This is a genomic window from Streptomyces sp. SKN60 (genome assembly GCF_026236535.1).
Classification (GTDB): domain Bacteria; phylum Actinomycetota; class Actinomycetes; order Streptomycetales; family Streptomycetaceae; genus Streptomyces.
Window position 1 is genome coordinate 80993 of sequence record NZ_JAHTMW010000006.1, and the last position, 17679, is coordinate 98671.

Genomic DNA, 17679 nt, shown 5'->3' on the forward strand with positions numbered 1-17679 from the left:
GATGTCCGCCCCCACCTGCGAAGGAAGCTCCTCCCCCGTGTCCCAGACCCGCCCGGCCGCGCCGCACCCCGACGAGCTGCGCGGGGACTGCGCGAACTGTTTCGGCCTGTGCTGTGTGGCCCTGCCCTTCGCGAAGTCGAACGACTTCGCCGTGAACAAGGCCTCGGGCGAGCCCTGCCGCAACCTCCGGGACGACTTCCGCTGCGGCATCCACACCCGGCTGCGGGACTCCGGCTTCCCCGGCTGCACGGTCTACGACTGCTTCGGCGCCGGCCAGCACGTCTCCCAGGTCGTGTACGTGGGCGTCTCCTGGCGCGAGGCACCGGAGACCGCCCGGCAGATGTACGAGGTGTTCCCGGTGGTGCGCCAGCTGTACGAGCTGCTGCGCTACCTCACCGAGGCCCGCGCCCTGGCCGCCACCCGCCCGCTGCACGCCGACCTCGACCGGGCGCTCGCCCGGGTGACCGGCCTTACCGGTGCGGACGCCGCCACCCTGGAGAAGCTGGACGTGGCCCCCGTACGCGCCGAGGTGAATCCGCTGCTGCTGCGGAGCAGCGCGCTGGTGCGGGCGGCGGCCGGTGGCAGGCCGAAGGACCGGCGGGGCGCGGACCTGATCGGGAAGCGGCTGCGCGGGGCGAAGCTGCGGGGCGCGGACCTGCGCGGTGCGCTGCTCATCGCGGCCGATCTGACCGGGGCGGATCTGTCGCTCGCCGATCTGATCGGCGCGGACCTGCGGGACGCCGACCTGTCGGGGGCGGACCTGACCGGGGCGCTGTTCCTCACCCAGCCCCAGCTGAACGCGGCGCGCGGCGACGCGGCCACCCGCCTGCCCGACGGCTTCGAGCGCCCCGCGCACTGGACGCGCTGAGCCCCGTACGGGACTAGACCTCGTACACGTACGGCGTCGTCGTGGTCAGCTCGGCGAAGCCGAGGCGGGCGAGGATCGGGCGGCTGGTGTCCTGGGCGTCGACCTGGAGGTAGCGGTAGCCGTGGGCGGCGGCGATGCGGGCGCGGTGGGCGACCAGGGCGCGGTAGAGGCCGCGGCCGCGCCAGGGCTCGACGGTGCCGCCGCCGTACAGCCCGGCGAAGTCCGCGTCCGGCGGGAGTTCGAGGCGTGCGGTGCTGACCGGTGCGCCGTCGGCGAGGGCGACGACCGCGACGGCGGTGCCGGGGGCGTCGGCGAGCTGGTCGAGCAGGCGGCGGCCGAGGTCGGAGCTGTCGGTGCCGAAGGCCCGGTCGTGCACCTCCACCACCATGCGTACGCCTGCCTCGTCGGTGACGGGGCACAGTTCGACGCCGTCGGGGAGGTCGACGGGAGCGGACACGGCGGCAGCCTCGGCGACCATCACGGTCTCCCGGTCCTCGGGGACGAACCCGGCGGCGAGCAGCCGCGCCGCGAGGTCGGCGGGGCCGTCGTGTCCGTACAGCTTCCATTCGAAGGAGCGCCCGGCGGCCTCGTAGTACCGGATCTGCGCCGCGACGGCCGCGTCGGCGTCGTCCGCACCGAGGCCGGACCAGAGGATGCCGTTCCAGCCGTGGGCGGGTCCGGTCTGGCGGACGACGAGGCCGTCCCGTTCCACCCGGGCGCCGGGCCCGTCGGGGCGGGCGTCGAGGCGGAGCTGACGGTCGAAGAGGGTGCGCAGTGCGGCGAGATCCATGGCCCCACCCCAGCATCGGCGGCGCCGGTGGTGCCACTGATTTACCAGGTGACGGGCAGGGTGTCGGGGCCCCGGTTGACGGTGCCGGCGCGCCAGGCGATCCGTTCGGGCGGAATGGCGAGTGCGAGGCCGGGAAGCCGGGTGAGCAGGGTGCCGAGCATGATCTCGGCCTCCATGCGGGCGAGTTGGGCGCCCGCGCAGTAGTGGGCGCCGTGGCCGAAGGCGAGGTGCGGGGCGCCGTCGCGGGCGAGGTCGAGCCGGTCGGGATCGGTGAAGACGGCGGGGTCGCGGTTGGCGGCCGGGTAGAAGACGTGGACGGTCTCGCCGGCGCGGACGGTGACGCCGCCGACCTCGATGTCGGCGGTGGCGATCCTGGGCATGCCGACGCCGTTGCGCTGCGGGATGTAGCGCAGGAGCTCGTCGACGGCGCGGGGCAGCCGGCCGGGTTCGGCGCGCAGCTTGGCGGTCTGGTCGGGGTGGGTGAGGAGCACGTACACCATGGTGGCGACGATGTTGCGGACGGCGTCGAGGCCGTTGAGGGTGAGCATCACCGCCATCGAGACCAGCTCGGGGCCGCTGAGCTCGCCGGCCGCGCGGGCGGCGGCGAGTTCGCTGATCAGGTCGTCGGCGGGACGGGCGGCCCGGTGCCGGGCGAGGTCGGCGAAGTAGCCGGCGATCTCCCGCTTGACCGCTTCGCCGGCGTCGGCGGTGGTGTCGTGGGAGAGCAGCCCCGCGCGCCAGGCCTGGACGCGGTCGAGGTCGGCGGCCGGGACGCCGAGGAGTTCGGCGACGACCGCGGCCGACAGCGGGCCGATGAAGCTCTCGGCGATGTCGGTGGGCGGGCCGGTCTCCACGAGGTCCAGGAGGAAGGCCTGGGCGCGCCGTTCGGTGTGCTCGCGCAGGGCGGCGATGCGGCGGCGGCCGAAGGTGGGCGCGATGAGCCTGCGCAGCCGGGTGTGCTCGGGCGGGTCGGCGCGGCCGACGCCGCCGGCCGGGGCGAGGGTGTGCGGGGTGGTGCTCGGCAGCGGCCGGCCGACGGTGAGCGCGCGGCTCATCCGGGGGTCGGCGCTGATCAGCTTGACGTCCTCGTAGCGGGTGACGAGCCAGGCGTGGCCCTCGCCGTGCGGGAGGCGGACGCGGGCGACGGGTTCCTCGTGGAGGAGGCGGTGCGGCACGGGGTCGAACTCGGTGCCGGGCAACGGGACCACGGCCCAGTCGTGGACGACCGGGCCGTGGTGCGGGCGCTGGTGAGGGCCTGGGGTCATGGGGTGGGCGCGGCCTCCGGCCGGGCTCCGGCGTCGTGCGCGTTGTGCGCGTCGTGCCGGAGCGGGGTGATCTGCTCGATGTCGTAACGGATGCGGAGCTGTTCGATGGCGGCGTGGTCGACCTCGCCGCCGCCGGCCGCGCCCAGGATACCCATGAGTTCCTCGAAGTAGGTCTCGTGGTAGGTGGGCGGCGCGACCTGGAACAGCATCCGGGCGGGGCGGCTGCCCACGTTGGCGAAGGCGTGCGGGCAGCCGGGCGGCACGAGCATCAGCGTGCCCGGGGTGGCCCGGACCGCCCGCTTGCCGTCGGCGGACCGCCAGCCGCGCCAGCTGTCGGCGGTGCGCACCTCGGGTTCGAAGGCGAGGACTTCGAGTTCGCCGTCGAGGAGGTAGAACAGCTCCTCGGCGCGTCCGTGGGTGTGGGCGCCGACGTCGAAGCCCGGCGGGACGACCACTTCGAAGGTGGACGCGGTGCGGGTGTGCTCGCCGGTGACCTTGAAGGTGACGTGCTGGGCCGGGGTGGCGAGGGTCCTGCCCTCGCCCGGGGGCACGACGAGGCCGCTGAGGGTCATCTCGGGTCCGTTCCTCTCACCAGGTGACGGGCAGGGTCTCGGGGCCGCGGATGAGCGCGCCGCGCTGCCAGCGGATCTGGTCCTCGGGGACGGCGAGCCTGAGGTCGGGGAAGCGGGTCCACAGGGTGTCGAGCAGGATCTCGGACTCGATGCGGGCGAGCGCGGAGCCGGGGCAGTAGTGCGGGCCGTGGCCGAAGGCGACGTGCGGGTTGTAGCCGCGGTCGAAGTCGAGCTTCTCCGGGTCCGCGAAGACCTCGGGGTCGCGGTTGGCGGTGAGGTACGAGATGTAGACGGGGTCGCCGGCCGGGATGACCGTCCCGCCGACCTCCACGTCCTCCAGGGCGATCCGGGACAGGCCGACGGCGTTGCGGTGCGGGATGTAGCGCAGGAGCTCGTCGACGGCCTGCGGCAGCAGGGCGGGTTCGGCGCGCAGCCGGGCCAGGTGCTCGGGGTGGGTGAGCAGCGCGTAGACCATGTTGGCGCTGTTGTTGCGGACGGCGTGGGCGCCGCCGATCTGGATGAGCACGGCGAGGCCGACGGCCTCCTGCTCGTCCAGCGTGTCCTCGTCGATCGCGTCGGCGAGGACGGCGGCCAGGAACTCCTTGCCGGTGCCGTGGCTGCGGCCGATCAGCTCGGTGAAGTAGCGGGCCATCTCCGCCTTGGCCTGTTCGCTGGCCTCCCGTCCCGCGCCGGCCGAGATGATGGTGTCGGACCAGTGCGCCATCAGCGGCTGGTCGCCCTCGGGGACGCCCATCAGTTCGCTCACCATGGCGAGCGGGAAGGGCCGGTTCACCAGCTCCATCAGGTCGGCCGGCGGACCGTGCCGCTCCAGCCGGTCGAGCAGCCGGTCCATCACCTCCTGCGCGTGGTCGCGCAGCGAGCGCAGCGCCCGCGCGCTGAAGGCCCGGGCCACGACCCGGCGCATCCGCGTGTGGTCCGGCGGGTCGGCGAACCCGACAGCGCCCTCCATCGGGATGAAGTGCGGGGCGAGCCGGGTGATGGAACGCCCGTACACGGCCTGCCGGCTGAACCGCGGGTCGACGGAGACGAACTTGACGTCTTCGTACCGGGTGACCAGCCAGGCATGGCCGTCCCCGTGCGGAAGCCGGACCCGGGTGACGGGGTCCTCATGGAGGAGCTTGGCGAGGAGCGGATCGAAGTCGAGTCCGGTGAGGTCGGGGACGGCCCAGAAGTGGACATGGGGCTCGTCGCTGGTGTCGGGGGTCGTGGTCGTCGTCATCGGGCCACCGCCGGGGTCGTGGGGACGGGGTTGTCGTGGTGGTGAGGGGAGGGAGCGGGCAGTACGGGGAGGGCCGGGGGTACGGGTTCGGGGGCGCCGGCACGGGCGGGGCGGGCCGCCTCGGCGGCGGGACGCGCGGCCGGGGCGCGGCGCCCTGCGGCGGCGGGCGGCACCGGGTCGCCGGGGGCGTCGGCCGGCGGCACCGAGGCCGCGTGCGCGAGTGCCGCGTGCGGCATCGGCTCGCCGTGCCCGCCGGCGGCAAGGCGTGCCGGGGCCCGATCGGCACCCGCCCCGTGAGGGGCGCCTGCCGCGGCATCCGCCCCGGCCGCGTACCGCACCACGTTCCCTGCGCGCGGGCCGGTCCAGCTGCCGAGGGAGATCTCGGCGGTGATGCCGGGGCCGAAGCCGGCGAGGATTCCGGTGGCGCCGGGGGTCGGGCCGCCCTCGTCGAAGAGGCGGCGCAGGGCGTCGAGGACGACGGCGCTGGCGATGTTGCCGTACTCGGTCAGCGTGGCCCGGCTGAAGCGGAAGGCGTCGGCGGGCACGTCGAGGTGTTTGCCGAGGTCGTCGAGGATGCGGGGGCCGCCGGCGTGGACGAGGTAGAAGTCCTGGCGGCCGGCGTCGCGGCCGTGCCGGGCGGCGAGTTCGACGAGGGCGGGGGCGAGCTGCTGCATGGTGCCGGGGACCCGCTTGTCGAGCAGGAAGTGGAAGCCGGTCTCGCGGACCCGGTACGCGATCCAGTCCTCGGTGCCGGGGACGAGGTGGGAGCCGTTGCGTTCCAGGCGGATGCCGGTGACTCCGGAGCCTCCGGTGCCCCCGGAGCCGCGCAGGACGGCCGCGGCGACGGCGTCGCCGAAGAGCCCGTTGGAGAGCAGGTTGCCGACGGTGAGGTCGGTGGGCTGGTAGCAGAGCGAGCAGAACTCGCAGGCGACGACGAGGGCGTTGGCGCCGGGGTAGGCGCGGCAGAAGTCGTGGGCGCGGTTGATCGCCGCCCCGCCCGCGGCGCAGCCGAGCTGGGCGATGGGCAGTTGGCGGGTGTCGTCGCGGAAGCCCAGGTTGTTGATCATCCACGCGGTGAGCGAGGGCATCATGAAGCCCGTGCAGGAGACGTAGACGATGAGGTCGATGTCGCGCGGTCCGAGCCCGGCGTGGCCGAGCGCCTCGGCGACGACGCCGGGGACCCGGGCCTTGGCCTCCGCCTCGTAGCGCGCGTTGCGGGCCTCGAAGCCGGGGTGCGCGAGGGTCTGCTCGATGGGCTGCACCAGATGCCGGCGGGCCACGCCCGTGTTGCGGATCAGCCGGAGGACGAGGGGCAGCGACGGGTGGCCCGCGTGGAGCGTGCGGGCCAGGTCGAGGGTCTCCTCCTGCGTGATCACGTGCTCGGGCACGGCGACGGCGGGACGGCACAGGACAGGCATGGTGGTCGTTGGTCCATTTCGTCCGGGGGTGGGTGGGTAGGGCGTGTCGCCCTGACCGGACGGGCATCATCTTCGGGTCCGTTTTCCCCCGCGCAGCACCGTTCCTGCGCTCCCGGGGGCAATCGCACCCGAATGTGTGATCTTCCCCGGGCGGGCGTGACCTGCGGAAAGCGACTCCCGTGCCCGGTGGGGCGGCCCGCCGGACGGACGAGTGGAGAAATCCGGGCCCGCCCCCTTGCCAAGCCCGGGGTGCGGCCGGTTTAACTGATCTCGGACGCAACAACCGAATGATCGGTAGTCCGTTTTACGACAGGTGGCGCGGCGGCGCGCGGTGCACGGCCCGCGTGGCCCGAGGCCCGAGGCCCCGGCCCGAGGCGAGGGAGTGGCGCATGAGTGATCTGCTGGACGCCGGCGAGCGGCTCGGACGCGACGAGCTGGCGGCCCTCCAGCTGGAGCGGCTGCGCGCGACCCTGCGCCATGTCTACGAGCACGTGCCCTTCTACCGGCAGTCCTTCGACAAGGCGGGGGTACGGCCCGAGGACTGCGGCTCGCTCGCCGACCTGGCCCGGTTCCCGTTCACCGTCAAGGCCGATCTGCGCGAGCAGTACCCCTTCGGCATGTTCGCCGTCGACCAGTCCGAGATCCGCCGTCTCCACGCCTCCAGCGGCACCACCGGACGGCCCACCGTGGTCGGCTACACCGAGCGCGACCTCGACACCTGGGCGGACGTGGTGGCCCGGTCCCTCCGCGCGGCCGGCGCCCGCCCCGGCCACACGGTGCACGTGGCGTACGGATACGGGCTGTTCACCGGCGGCCTCGGCGCGCACTACGGGGCCGAGCGGCTGGGCTGCACCGTGATCCCGGCCTCCGGCGGCATGACCGCGCGCCAGGTCCAGCTGATCCAGGACCTGCGGCCCGAGATCATCATGATCACGCCCTCGTACATGCTGACCCTGCTCGACGAGTTCGAGCGCCAGGGCGTCGATCCGCGGGGCACCTCCCTGAAGGTCGGCGTGTTCGGCGCCGAGCCGTGGACCGAGGAGATGCGCCGGGAGATCGAGGAGCGCTTCGCCATCGACGCCGTGGACATCTACGGCCTGTCCGAGGTCATGGGCCCGGGCGTGGCCCAGGAGTGCGTGGAGACCAAGGACGGACTGCACATCTGGGAGGACCACTTCTACCCGGAGATCGTCGACCCGATCACCGGCGAGGTGCTGCCGGACGGCGCGGAGGGCGAGCTGGTCTTCACCTCGCTCACCAAGGAGGCCATGCCGGTGGTGCGCTACCGCACCCGTGACCTGACCCGGCTGCTGCCCGGCACCGCCCGGGTCTTCCGCCGCATGGAGAAGGTCACCGGCCGCAGCGACGACATGGTCATCCTGCGCGGCGTGAACCTCTTCCCCACCCAGATCGAGGAGATCGTCCTCCGCACCCCCGCCGTGGCACCGCACTTCCAGCTCCGGCTCACCAAGGAGGGCCGTCTCGACGCCCTGACGGTACGGGCCGAGGCGCGCCCGGACGCCTCGCCCGAGCAGCGCGCGGACGCCGCCCGGACGATCGCGGCGGCCGTGAAGGACGGCATCGGCGTCTCGGTGGCCGTCGAGGTGGTCGACCCGGAGACCCTTGAACGCTCGGTGGGCAAGATCAAGCGGATCGTGGACCTGCGCCGGGAGCACTGAACCGGCCTCCCGTTCCCCCGGAAACCGGCCGTGCCGGTGCGCATGATCGCGTACGGTCTGCGGGTGGCGGGGCATCTGCGGGCTCCGCACGTCATGAGGAGCGGGAGCGCGTCATGGAGAGCGGGGGGCGCGGCATGGGCGGGCCACGGCTGGAGCCGTTGCGGGGGGACGATCCGCGCGAACTGGGCGCGTACCGGCTCCTTGGCCGGCTCGGCTCGGGCGGCATGGGCCGGGTCTATCTCGGACGGACCGTCAGCGGGCGCCTCGTGGCGGTCAAGACGCTGCTCGCGGACGGGGTGCCGGAGGACGCGGACCGGCGGCGCTTCGCGCGCGAGGTGGCTCTTGCCCGCCGGGTGACCGGGGTGTTCACGGTCTCGGTGATGGACGCCGACGCGCAGGCCCCGAAGCCGTGGATGGCCACCGAGTACGTGCCCGCCCCCTCGCTGGCCGAACTCGTCCGCGACGCGGGCCCGTTGCCCGCCCCGGCGGTGCGCTGGATCGCCGCCGGACTGGCCGAGGCGCTCGCCGACCTGCACCGCACGGGCGTGGTGCACCGGGACGTGAAGCCCGGGAACGTGCTGCTTCCGCTGTCCGGGCCCCGGCTGATCGACTTCGGCATCTCCCACGCCCTCGATCTGACCCGCACCACCCTCACCCTCGGCACGATCGCCTTCACCTCGCCCGAGCAGGCCCGCGGCGAGTCGTCGACGGCGGCCTCCGATCTGTACGCGACCGGGGCCACCCTGCTCCATCTGGCCACCGGGCGCTCCCCGTACGGGGACGTGAGCGACGCCTTCCAGCTCCTGGCGCGCGTCCAGCAGGCGGAGGCGGACCTGACCGGCCTTGCCCCGGAACTCTCCGCGCTGATCCGGCCGTTGCTCGCCCGCGACCCGGCCGCCCGGCCCACCCCGGACGCTCTGCTCGCCGCCTTCGCGGAGGACCCGCCGGGCGGCGGCGAGATGCTGCCGGAGGCGTGGACGACGGCGATCCGGGCCCACCAGGACTTCGTACCGCCGCGGCCGGTGGATACCGGGACGGTGCTGGACGCGCCCTCGCCGCCGCCGCTGGAGGCGGCTCCGACGCGTACGGCGCCGCCACGGCGGCCGGCCCCGGAGCCGGTCCCGGAGCCGGAGTCGCAGCCCGTGGAACCGGCCGTGGAGCCGGCCGTGCTGCCGGGCCGGGCCTGGTGGCGTCGTCGCGGTGCGGTGGCGGGCACGGTGGCCCTCGTGGTCGCGCTGACGGCCGGCTATGTGACGTACCAGCAGGGGTGGTACGACACGGGTGGTGGTGGCGACCAGCCGGTCGCCACCGGGACGTGCCTGTCCAACCTCCGTACCTCGCCCGGGACGTACCAGCCCGAGACGCCGGTCGCCGTCGCCTGTTACTCGTCCGAGTCGCTGGCCGTGGTCACCGGACCGTGGGCGGACGGAAAGTGCCCCGACTACGGCGAGCCGAGCGAAGGGTCGGCCACGCTGGGCGTCTGTGTGGCACCGCACGTCCTGGCGCGAGACTGCCTCAGCATCTCGGCTGGGGACTCCGGCTCCCTCCCCGAGGACGCCCTCTGGCAGGAGGAGTCCTGCGAACCGGGCAAGCGGCAGCTCAAGGTCGTCTACGCGGTCGAGTCGTCCGGGGGCGAGGACGGCAGCACGTTCGAGGACGACTGCGGCACGATGTCGGAGCCCTGGCCGCACCTGGCGACCCGTCGCGCCGACTACTGCTTCGACCCGTCCTGGCCCTCCCCGCCGTCCTGACCCTCCCCGCCGTCCTCTCCCGCCCCGAACCGGTCCCGCAGCTCCCGCTTCAGGATCTTCCCGCTCGCGTTCCGCGGCAGCGCGTCCACCAGGACGATCCGCTTCGGCGCCTTGAAGTGGGCCAGCTTCTCGCGGGCGTGGGCGAGGAGTTCGGCCTCGGTGACCCCGGTCTCGGGGCGGGGGACGACGAAGGCGGTGACGGCCTCGATCCAGCGCGGGTCGGGGAGGCCGACGACGGCGGTCTCGGCGACGGCCGGGTGGGTGTAGAGGGCGTCCTCGACCTGGCGCGAGGCGACCAGGACGCCGCCGGAGTTGATGACGTCCTTGACCCGGTCGACGACCGTGAAGTAGCCCTCGGCGTCGCGCACCGCGAGGTCGCCGGAGCGGAACCAGCCGTCGCGGAAGGCCGCCGCGGTCTCCTCGGGCTTGTCCCAGTAGCCGGTGCACAACTGCGGGGAGCGGTAGACCACTTCGCCGGAGGTGCCGTCGGGGACGTCCTTGCCGTCCTCGTCGGTGATCCGCGCCTCGACGTGGCGGACCGGGCGGCCGCAGGAGTCCATCCGGCCCTCGTGCTCGTCGGGGCCGAGGACGGTGGCGAGCGGGCCGATCTCGGACTGGCCGAAGCAGTTGTAGAAGCGCAGACCGGGCAGCCGGGCGCGCAGGCCCTCCAGGACGGGGACGGGCATGATCGAGGCGCCGTAGTAGGCCTTGCGGAGGGCGGACAGGTCGCGGGTGGCGAACTCGGGGTGGTTGGCGAGACCGATCCAGACGGTCGGCGGCGCGAACAGGCTGTCGCAGCGGCCGGATTCGGCCAGGTCGAAGAGGGTGACCGGGTCGGGGGCGTCGACGATGGTGCTCTCGGCGCCGACGGCGAGGTAGGGCAGGAGGAAGACGTGCATCTGCGCCGAGTGGTAGAGCGGCAGCGAGTGCACGGGCCGGTCGTCCTCGTGCAGATCGAGCGCGGCGACGGCGCTCGCGTACTCGTGCACCAGGGCCCGGTGGGTCATCATCGCGCCCTTGGGGAGCGCGGTGGTGCCGGAGGTGTACAGCAGCTGGACGAGGGTGCCGGGGTCGCGCTCCGTCTCGTACGGCACCGGGTCGGCGAGCGCCGCGAGGAGCGAGTCGTCGGTGTCCCGCAGCGCCCGTACGGGGATGTCGCCGGGCACGCGCGCGGCGAGGGCCGGGTCGGCGAGGACGAGCGAACTGCCGGACTGGCGCAGCAGGTAGTCGAGGTCGTCGCCGGTGAGGTGGTGGTTGACCGGCACGTGCACCAGGCCGGCCCGGGCGCAGGCGAGGAAGGCGATGAGGTACGCGTCGGAGTTGTGGGCGTACGTCGCGACCCGGTCGCCCTCGGCGAGGCGGGCGCCGAGCGCGCCCTCGCGCAGCCGGGCCGCGGCGGTCGAGACGGCGGCGTCGAGCTCGGCGTACGTCCAGGCGCGGGCGCCGTAGCGGACGGCGGTCCGGTCGGGGACGCGGCGGGCGCTCGCGCGCAGCACGCCGTCGACGGTGCGGGTGAGCAGCTCTCGTTCCATGGCTGCAGATCCTGCGGGGGCGGTGGCGGCCGGTCAAGTACCCGGTACCCGGTCGCGCAGCGGCGCGCCCCCGTCAGGGGCTGAACGACAGGAACACGAAGGCGGCGAAGATCGAGAGGTGGACGCTGCCCTGGAGGAGGGTGGCGCGCCCTGGCACCACGGTCAGCGCGCTCACCACGGCGGTCAGCACGAGCAGCACCATGTGGAGCGGGCCGAGGCCGAGGATGAGCGGGCCGTCGAGCCAGACGGAGGCGAGCGCGATCGACGGGATGGTGAGGCCGATGCTGGCGATGGCGGAGCCGTAGGCGAGGTTCATGCTGGTCTGCATCCGGTCGCGGCGGGCGGCGCGGACGGCGGCGAGGGTCTCGGGCAGCAGCACCATGAGGGCGATGACGACGCCGACGACGGGTTTGGGGAGGCCGGCCGAGGCCACTCCTTCCTCGATGGTGGGCGAGATGAGCTTGGCGTTGCCGACGACGGCGACGAGGGCGACGAGCAGCAGGCCGAGGCTGAACCAGGTGGCGGCGGCGGTCGGCGGCTCGGCGTGCTCCGACTCCGGCTGGTGGCCGCTCTGGCCGGGCCTGAGCACGGGGAGGAAGTAGTCGCGGTGCCGGACGGTCTGGACGGCGACGAACACCCCGTAAAGGATCAGCGAGGAGACGGCGGCGAAGGCCAGCTGGGCGGCCGAGAACTGGGGGCCGGGGTGGCTGGTGGTGAAGGTCGGCAGGACCAGGGTCATGGTCGCCAGGGTGCAGACGATGGCGAGCTCGCCGCCGGAGCCCTCGGCGTTGAAGACGGCGGTGCGGTTGCGCAGCGCGGCGAGGAGCAGGGACAGGCCGACGATGCCGTTGCAGGTGATCATGACGGCGGCGAAGACGGTGTCCCGGGCGTAGCTGGTGGCCTTGTCGCCGCCGCCGATCATCAGCATGACGATCAGTCCGACCTCGATGACGGTGACGGCGACGGCGAGCACGAGGGAGCCGTAGGGTTCGCCGACGCGGTGTGCGATGACCTCGGCGTGGTGCACGGCCGAGAGGACAGCGGCGAAGAGGCAGAGGACGATGAGCACCACCGCGTAGCCGGGCAGGTCGTGGCGCCCCCAGCCGAGGGCGAGGCCGACGGCGGCCACGACCGGCCCCCAGGTGGTCCACTGCCGAGTCAGTCCTGCGATGCTCGCGTCCATGGCCCGAATCCTGCCATAAGGGCGCGAAATGCCCTGTATGCCCGGGGTGGAGTTCAGTGAGAAGAGGCCCGCGGTGTCACGGCCGGCGTCACGGCTTCGGCAGGGCGCAGCCGGGGCGGCTCAGGTCGAACACGCTGCCCGCGCCGATGCGGGGGACCATGTTGTACGTCTCCTGGGCGTAGTTGATGCCCTGGCGGACCGTCACGGCGCCGTTCTCGTCCACCTCGCACGGGTTGTTCTCGGTGCAGCTCTGCCCGTCCTCGTTGCCCGTGTTGTTGACGGCGACGACCTTGCCGGTGGTGCGGTCGATGACCGGTGAGCCGGAGGTGCCGCCGATGGTGTTGCAGGTCGAGGTGTAGCGGACCGAGCGTCGGTGTCGGTCATCGTGCCGTACGCGATCTTGCTGGCGCGCAGCGTGCCGACGCCGGTGCCGGCCGAGTTGAGCAGCGTGAACGAGCGGCTGGAGCGCTTGTTCATGACGACCCGGCCGGGCGCCGGGAAGCCGGTCTCCAGGCAGTGGCCGTTGGACAGGACGAGCGCGGGGTCGCTCGGCAGGGAGCTGGGCGTGCGGACGACGGAGCCGGAACAGTTGCTGAGCGCGACCGTGCCGGCGAAGTCGACGGCGGCGAGCGTGGGCTGAGCCTGGGTGGTCTGACTGCGAGCCCGGGTCTGGGCCGAAGATCCTTCGATTGTCATGCGCATTCTCGAAAGCCCCTGCCCCGACTGACAAGAGGGCGTGCCCTGTTGGCCGGAAGCGACCGCCCGTCACAGCGGACGCTCGCGCCCCTCCCAGTAGGGGTCGCGCAGCCGGCGCTTGTAGAGCTTGCCGTTCGGGTCGCGCGGCATGTGGGCGGTGAAGTCCACGGACTTGGGGCGCTTGTAACCGGCGAGCCGCGCCTCGCAGTGGGCGAGGATCGAGGCGGCGAGTTCGGGGCCCGGCTCGTGGCCCTCGGCGGGTTCGACGACTGCCTTGACCTCCTCGCCCCAGTCCGTGTGCGGGATGCCGAAGGCGGCGGCGTCGGCGACGGCGGGGTGGGCGAGGAGCGCGGCTTCGATCTCGGCGGGGTAGATGTTCACACCACCGGAGATGATCATGTCGATCTTGCGGTCGCGCAGGAAGAGGAAGCCGTCCTCGTCGAGGACGCCGAGGTCGCCGACGGTGAAGAAGTCGCCGATGCGGTTCGAGGCCGTCTTGGCCTCGTCCTTGTGGTAGCGGAAGCCGCCGGTGCTCATCTTCATGTAGACGGTGCCGAGTTCACCGGGGCCGAGCCGCCGGCCGTCGTCGTCGAAGACGGCGAGTTCGCTGATGGGCCAGGCGCGGCCGACGGTGCCGGGCCTCTTCAGCCAGTCCTCGGCGGTCGCGAAGGCGCCGCCGCCCTCGCTGGCCGCGTAGTACTCCTCGACGCAGCTCCCCCACCAGTCGATCATGGCGCGTTTCACATGGTCGGGGCAGGGTGCGGCGCCGTGGATGGCGTGGCGCATGGCGGAGACGTCGTACCGGTTCCGTACCTCCTCGGGGAGGGCGAGGAGGCGGTGGAACTGGGTGGGCACCATGTGGGTGTGGGTGCAGCGGTGGGTGTCGATGAGCCGCAGCATCTCCTCGGGGCTCCACTTGTCCATGAGGACGAGCGGGTGCCCGATGTGCAGGGCGGCGCCGGCGAACTGGAGCACGGCCGTGTGGTAGAGCGGCGAGCAGACCAGATGCACATGCCCGCCGAAGGGCTTGATGCCGAAGATGCCGAGGAAGCCGCCGAGATAGGTCTCCTCGGGGGTCTTGCCGGGCAGGGGGCGGCGGATCCCGCGGGGCCGGCCGGTGGTGCCGGAGGTGTAGTTCATGACCCAGCCGAGGGTGCGGCCGTCGGGCGGGGTGCCGGGCTGCCCGTCGAGGAGTGCGGCGTAAGGGCGGAAGCCGGGCACCGCGCCGACGGCGTAGCGGTGGTCGGCCGGGAGGCCGGCCTCCTCGGCGGCGGCGCCGGCGGCCTCGGCGAAGCGCTCGTGGGCGATGAGGACCTTGGCGCCGGAGTCGGCGACGATCCAGGCGATCTCGGGGCCCACGAGGTGGTGGTTGACCGGCACCAGATAGAAGCCGGCCTGACTGGCCGCCAGATAGGCGGTGAAGAACTCGATGCCGTTGGGCAGGACGACGGCGAAGGCGTCGCCGCGCTCCAGACCGGCGGCGCGCAGGCCGTGGACGAGCTGGTTGGCGGCGGTGTGGAGGCGGCCGGCGGACCACTGCTCTCCGTCCGGAGCGGTGATCACGGTCCGGTCGGGTGCGGCGGCGGCCTGGGCCCAGAAGCCGTTGGGAGACCCCTCCGTCACTGCGCGCTCCTTCCGGCGATGCGGTTGATCCGGTCGACGGCCTTCTCGAAGCCGCGGGTGAGGTCGTCGAAGACCTGCTGCACGCTGCGCTCGGAGTTCATCCGGCCGACGATCTGGCCGACCGGGGTGCCGAGGAGCGGGGCGACCTCGTACTTCTGGATCCGGGAGACCGCCTCGGCGACGAGCAGGCCCTGCAGCGGCATGGGCAGCGGGCCGGGTCCGGCCGGGTCGTCCCAGGCGTCGGTCCACTCGGTGCGCAGCTGGCGGGCGGGCTTGCCGGTGAGGGCGCGGGAGCGGACGGTGTCGCCGGAGCCGGCGGCGAGCAGCTTCTCGGTCAGGGCGCGGGAGTGGAGTTCGGCCTCGGTGGTGGTGAGCCAGAGCGAGCCGAGCCAGACGCCCTGGGCGCCGAGGGCGAGGCCGGCGGCGATCTGCTCGCCGCTGCCGATGCCGCCGGCGGCGAGCACGGGCAGCGGGGCGACGGCGTCGACGACGTCGGGGGTGAGCACCATGGAGGCGATCTCGCCGGTGTGGCCGCCGGCCTCGTACCCCTGGGCGACGACGATGTCGATGCCGGCCTCGGCGTGGTGGCGGGCGTGCCGGGCGCTGCCGGCGAGGGCGGCGACGAGGACGCCGTGCTCGTGGGCGCGGGCGACGACGTCGGCGGGCGGGGAGCCGAGGGCGTTGGCGAGGAGCTTGATGGGGTAGTCGAAGGCGACGTCGAGCTGGCTGCGGGCGACCTGTTCCATCCAGCCGGTGATGCGCCAGCCGGAGGCCTCGCCCGCGGCGAGTTCGGGGACGCCGTGCTTGGCGAGGGTCTCGCGGACGAACGCGCGGTGTTCCTCGGGGATCATCGCCTCGACGTCCGCCTCGGTCACGCCCTCCACCTTCTTCGCGGGCATGACGACGTCGAGGCCGTACGGCAGGCCGTCGGTGTGCTCCTGCATCCAGTCGAGGTCGCGGGCGAGGTCGTCGGGGGCGGTGTAGCGCACGGCGCCGAGGACGCCGAACCCGCCTGCTCTGGTGATGGCGGCGGCCACCGCGGGGAAGGGCGTGAAGCCGAAGATGGCGTGCTCGATCCCCAGGGTGCGACTCAGCTCCGTCTTCATGGGCGGCAGGATGCCGCAGCTCCCGCACCGAGGGAAGAGATTTTCTGATGCAGTGTCAGATTGTTTCGCGGCGGGGAGGGCTGTGGGAGAGGGTGGGCATGACGGAGACGACGAGAACACCGGGGCACGGATACGGGTACGGGTACGGGTACGGGTACAGGGGTACGGGACCGAGCCGCCGGGCGTTCGGCGGTGAACTGCTCGCGCTGGGAGGTGCGCTGATGATCGGTACGGTGCCGGGGGCCGCGGCCGCTCCCGATCCGGGCGCCGGCGGCGGCCCGGCCGGTGAGGCGCGGCGGACGACTCTGGCGCGCGGGTCCGCCGAGCGGGCGGGGCTGCTGCCCGCACACCTGGACCGGCTCGTCACGGAGGCCGAATCCTTCCTGCGCCCCTCCCCCACCCACCCCTGGTACGCGGGCGCGGTGCTGCTCGCCGGGCGCGGCGGGACGGTGGCGCTGCACCGCCCGATCGGCTCGGCGGTCCGCTACGCGGCGTACGACGAGAAGACCGACACCGGGGTGGAGCTGCCGGCCGACGAGCAGATCCCGATGCGCGAGGACACCGTCTTCGATCTGGCCTCGGTCTCCAAGCTCTTCACCTCGCTGCTCGCGGTGCAGCAGATCGAGCGCGGGGCGCTGGTCCTGGAGGAGCGGGTCACCGCGTATCTGCCGGAGTTCGGGGCAGGCGGCAAGCAGGATGTCACGGTCCGTCAGCTGCTCACCCACACCTCGGGGTTCCGGGCCTGGATCCCGCTCTACAAGGAGCCGAGCCGGGAGGGGCAGCTGCGGCTGCTGTGGAACGAGAAGCCGGCGAATCCCCCGGGCACGGTCTATCTGTACTCCGACCTGAATCTGATCACGCTGCAACTGGTGCTTGAGGAGATCACCGGTCGCACTCTGGATCGGCTGCTCCGAACCGAGATCACCGCTCCGCTCGGGATGCACCGCACGCGTTTCAATCCCCCGCTCTCGTGGCGGCCGCGGATCGCCGCCACGGAGGACGCGCGGCTGCCGTGGTCCGGGCTCGACCGGGGCATGGTGTGGGGCGAGGTGCACGACGAGAACGCGTACGGGATGGGCGGGGTGGCCGGGCACGCCGGCGTGTTCTCCACCGCGTGGGACCTCGCGATCCTCGCCCGCACCCTGCTCAACGGCGGCGCGTACGGGGACGCCCGGATCCTGTCCCCCGCCTCCGTCGAGCTGATGTTCACCGACTTCAACACCGCGTTCCCCGGCGACGAGCACGGGCTCGGCTTCGAGCTCTACCAGCACTGGTACATGGGCGCGATGGCCACCCCGCGCACGGCCGGCCACACCGGTTTCACCGGCACCAGCCTGGTCCTGGACCCGACGACCGACTCCTTCCTGGTCGTCCTCGGCAACTCGGTCCACCCGGTGCGCACCTGGCGCTCCGGCTCCGCGCCCCGGGTCGCCACCGCCGACGCGCTGGCCCGCGCGGTCCCGGTCCGCCCGGCCCGGGGCCGTACCGCCTGGTTCTCCGGCATGACGAGCGCCACCACCGCGACCCTCACGCTCCCCGAGGTGCCGGGCGCCACCCGCTTCGAGTGCGCCGTCTGGTGGGACACCGAACCCACCGCGGACGCCGCCGTCCTGGAGGCCTCGACGGACGGCGGCACGACCTGGACGCCCGTCCCCTTCACCACCGCCGACCCCGCCGAGGACCACCCCGCCGGCTCGCTCACCGGCTGGTCCGGCCGCCGCTGGCACCGCCTCACCGCCGACCTCAGCCCCTCGTCCCCCACCCCGCCCCGCCTCCGCTGGCGCTCCACCACCGACCGCCGCTACGTCGGCCGCGGCGTGTACGTGGACGCGATCCGCCTCCTGGACACCTCGGGCCGCCCGCTGTTCGACGAGTCCCGCCCGGCGGACCGCTCCCGGATCGAGGCGAAGGGATGGACGGCGTCGGCGGACTGAGCCACGGGAACAGCGGGCCGCT

Annotated in this window: 12 protein-coding genes and 2 pseudogenes; 4 read left to right on the forward strand and 10 right to left on the reverse strand. The window is 73.4% G+C overall.

What is annotated here, in order from left to right; genetic code table 11:
* The first annotated feature begins 1 nt into the window (after position 1).
* The gene (locus KV205_RS11985) at positions 2-868 is read left to right on the forward strand and encodes a pentapeptide repeat-containing protein (protein ID WP_274710353.1); all 867 of its coding nucleotides are present in this window, start codon (positions 2-4) and stop codon (positions 866-868) included.
* A gap of 13 nt (positions 869-881) precedes the next feature.
* Here KV205_RS11985 and KV205_RS11990 read toward each other — a convergent pair whose 3' ends face one another.
* The 5 genes and pseudogenes from KV205_RS11990 to KV205_RS12010 all read right to left on the reverse strand — a co-directional run.
* Entirely contained in the window at positions 882-1658 is a 777-nt protein-coding gene (locus KV205_RS11990) for a GNAT family N-acetyltransferase (RefSeq protein ID WP_265864164.1), read from the reverse strand.
* Positions 1659-1699: 41 nt separating this feature from the next.
* Positions 1700-2923: a cytochrome P450 gene (locus KV205_RS11995; protein WP_265864165.1), complete on the reverse strand. Its 1224-nt coding sequence runs from the start codon at positions 2921-2923 to the stop codon at positions 1700-1702.
* Positions 2920-3495: a cupin domain-containing protein gene (locus KV205_RS12000; protein WP_265864166.1), complete on the reverse strand. Its 576-nt coding sequence runs from the start codon at positions 3493-3495 to the stop codon at positions 2920-2922. Before KV205_RS12000 ends, KV205_RS11995 begins: the two co-directional genes overlap by 4 nt.
* Positions 3496-3511: 16 nt before the next feature.
* Entirely contained in the window at positions 3512-4735 is a 1224-nt protein-coding gene (locus KV205_RS12005) for a cytochrome P450 (RefSeq protein WP_265864167.1), read from the reverse strand.
* A gap of 362 nt (positions 4736-5097) precedes the next feature.
* Positions 5098-6153 (reverse strand): annotated as a pseudogene (locus KV205_RS12010) (type III polyketide synthase); the annotation flags it as partial.
* 389 nt (positions 6154-6542) lie between these two features.
* Here KV205_RS12010 and paaK point away from each other — a divergent pair.
* Positions 6543-7832, forward strand: a complete 1290-nt coding sequence (gene paaK / locus KV205_RS12015) for a phenylacetate--CoA ligase PaaK (RefSeq protein ID WP_265864168.1) — start codon at positions 6543-6545, stop codon at positions 7830-7832.
* Positions 7833-7945: 113 nt separating this feature from the next.
* On the forward strand, positions 7946-9583 hold the full coding sequence (locus tag KV205_RS12020) for a serine/threonine-protein kinase (RefSeq protein WP_265864169.1): 1638 nt from the start codon (positions 7946-7948) through the stop codon (positions 9581-9583).
* Here the strand turns inward: KV205_RS12020 and KV205_RS12025 are convergent.
* From KV205_RS12025 to KV205_RS12045, 5 genes and pseudogenes are all read right to left on the reverse strand, one after another.
* Positions 9544-11115 (reverse strand): fatty acyl-CoA synthetase, encoded by a 1572-nt coding sequence (locus KV205_RS12025; protein WP_265864171.1) that lies wholly within the window; start codon positions 11113-11115, stop codon positions 9544-9546. The two genes, KV205_RS12020 and KV205_RS12025, sit on opposite strands and share 40 nt — an antisense overlap.
* A 73-nt stretch (positions 11116-11188) precedes the next feature.
* Positions 11189-12298, reverse strand: a complete 1110-nt coding sequence (locus tag KV205_RS12030) for a calcium:proton antiporter (protein WP_265864172.1) — start codon at positions 12296-12298, stop codon at positions 11189-11191.
* 88 nt (positions 12299-12386) lie between these two features.
* Positions 12387-12994: pseudogene (locus KV205_RS12035) on the reverse strand (serine protease).
* Between the two features lie 69 nt (positions 12995-13063).
* Positions 13064-14617, reverse strand: coding sequence for an acyl-CoA synthetase (locus KV205_RS12040; protein WP_265864173.1), 1554 nt, complete (start codon positions 14615-14617; stop codon positions 13064-13066).
* Positions 14614-15723 (reverse strand): nitronate monooxygenase family protein, encoded by a 1110-nt coding sequence (locus tag KV205_RS12045; RefSeq protein ID WP_265864174.1) that lies wholly within the window; start codon positions 15721-15723, stop codon positions 14614-14616. Before KV205_RS12045 ends, KV205_RS12040 begins: the two co-directional genes overlap by 4 nt.
* Before the next feature lie 221 nt (positions 15724-15944).
* Between KV205_RS12045 and KV205_RS12050 the strand changes: the two genes are divergently transcribed.
* Positions 15945-17657 carry a serine hydrolase gene (locus tag KV205_RS12050; RefSeq protein ID WP_265864448.1) on the forward strand — a complete coding sequence of 571 codons (1713 nt, stop codon included), beginning with the start codon at positions 15945-15947 and terminating at the stop codon, positions 17655-17657.
* The last annotated feature ends 22 nt before the right edge of the window (positions 17658-17679 follow it).